Origin of the sequence: Succinivibrio sp. (assembly GCF_045124615.1) — a bacterium.
Taxonomy (GTDB): Bacteria; Pseudomonadota; Gammaproteobacteria; order Enterobacterales; family Succinivibrionaceae; genus Succinivibrio; species Succinivibrio faecicola.
Genome location: NZ_JBGVMC010000237.1, coordinates 1 through 1974, shown reverse-complemented (window position 1 = coordinate 1974; position 1974 = coordinate 1). Strand labels below are relative to the sequence as shown.

The 1974-nt window shown below is 34.4% G+C and carries 2 protein-coding genes; both read right to left on the bottom strand.

What is annotated here, in order from left to right; genetic code table 11:
• Positions 1 to 210: 210 nt before the first annotated feature.
• Positions 211 to 1479, bottom strand: coding sequence for a 3-phosphoshikimate 1-carboxyvinyltransferase (gene aroA / locus ACJML3_RS06290; RefSeq protein ID WP_406021602.1), 1269 nt, complete (start codon positions 1477 to 1479; stop codon positions 211 to 213).
• On the bottom strand, positions 1480 to 1974 hold a 495-nt coding region (locus ACJML3_RS06285), incomplete at its 5' end, for an aminotransferase class I/II-fold pyridoxal phosphate-dependent enzyme (protein WP_406021600.1). It lies immediately after the preceding gene.

The following is a 1974-nucleotide window of genomic DNA, read 5'->3' as shown; positions in this document are numbered from 1 at the left end:
TATAATTCCCCATGAAACACATATATTTTCTGATAGAACAAATCTGTCTAATTTCTTAACGTTTTTTGTCAAGCCGTTCAAATCATCAGCTTTAAAGATAACTCGTGCATTCATTTTTTTTGAACATAAATATATCCTTATTAAGCTCTTTATATATTTTATATTTGATATAATTTTTGTTTTAATTTTCATATCATTCAAAACTCGCAGTTAGCTTACAGAATTTAATAAATTAAAATAATTTGGGAACGTCTTATTAATACATTCTGGATCGTTAATATTAATTTCTCTGTCAAAAGCAACTAACGACATACACATTGCCATTCTATGATCATTGTATGTATCAAACGATGGTGTAATGTTATTTCTTTGACTTGAGTCAATAGATATATAGTCGTTTCCAGATGACACACAAACTCCAAGTTTTGACATTTCATTGACCATAGCTTGAATTCTGTCTGTCTCCTTAACTCGCCAGGATGCTATATTTCTAATTGTGACAGGTGAATCTGTGTATAGAGCCATAGGAACAAGAGTCATGGCAGCATCAGGCATTGCATTCATATCAATATCGATACCATGTAACTTGTCTTTTTTAACTATTACACTGTTCTCAAGATATGTTACCTTTGCGCCCATTTTTTCAAGAACTGAGAAGAATTTAAAATCTCCCTGAACAGAACTCTTTGAAAGTCCATATATTTCAACTTCACCTGCAATTGCTGCAGCAGCTGCAAAGTATGTAGCACTTGTAGCATCACCTTCAATTAGATATGTGGTAGGTGAAGTATAACCAGTTGGAAGAACCTCAAATTCCTTATATCCGTTTCTTATAACTTTAGCACCGAATTTTTCGATTAAATCAATTGTAAGATCAACATATGGCTTTGAAATCAGATCACCTACAATCTTAATCTTAAGGCCTCCACAAACAGGAGCGGTCATCAACAAAGCAGATATATACTGACTTGATGTTGTTCCTGATATTGAAACTTCATGATTTTTTACCTGAGATCCTCTAATAAGCAATGGAGGGAAACCATCATTGTTCAGATACTCAATATTTAATCCAATACTCTTTAAAGCTTCTGTAAGGGGGCCAATTGGACGCTCCATCATTCTAGGTTCGCCAGTAAGCTCATATACACCTTTAGATACAGATAGAACTGAACACAAAGGTCTCATAGCAGTACCTGCATTGCCTAAGTACAGCTCTTTTTGACACAGATCTCCTGAAAAGACACCATCATTTCCCTGAATATCAACCTTGTTCATATTGACATTAAGCTTTACTGACAATGTCTGCAATGCTTCAATCATTCTTGCAGTATCATCAGATTTAAGCACATTAAGCAAGGTAGTATTTCCTTTTGCAAGCGAAGATACAAGCAATGCTCTGTTAGACAGAGATTTAGAACCAGGAATGATTACTTTGCCCTTAACAGATTCGATCTTTTTTAAATTCAGTGAAGTCTTCAATTATATGGTTTCCAGAAGTTTTGTAAGTTCATTAAACAGGCGATCATTTTCATCTTTTTTGCCAATGGATATTCTTAAAATATCCTGCAACTTGTAACCAAGCAGTGGTCTTACAATAATGCCTTTTTGTAAAAGCTCTTTTGCAATTAACTGAGCATCATGACCTTTAAAATCGATAGCAACAAAGTTTGCCTTACTGTCAATCATGAATAAACCATGCTCTTTACAGTAAGCAGCATAACGCTCCCTTTCTTTAGTATTGTTATCAACAGTTTTCTTTAAGAACTCTTCATCATCTAAAGCTGCAATAGCAGCTGCAAGTGCGGCAATATTAACATTGAAAGGAGCTCTTAATCTGTTAAGAATTGATGTAATCTCTTTGTTTGCTAGCATATAACCAACACGAAGACCTGCTAGGCCATATGCCTTTGAAAAGGTTCTTGAAACAACGAGATTATCAAACTCTTTTAACCAGTTCGCTGAATCCACATATGT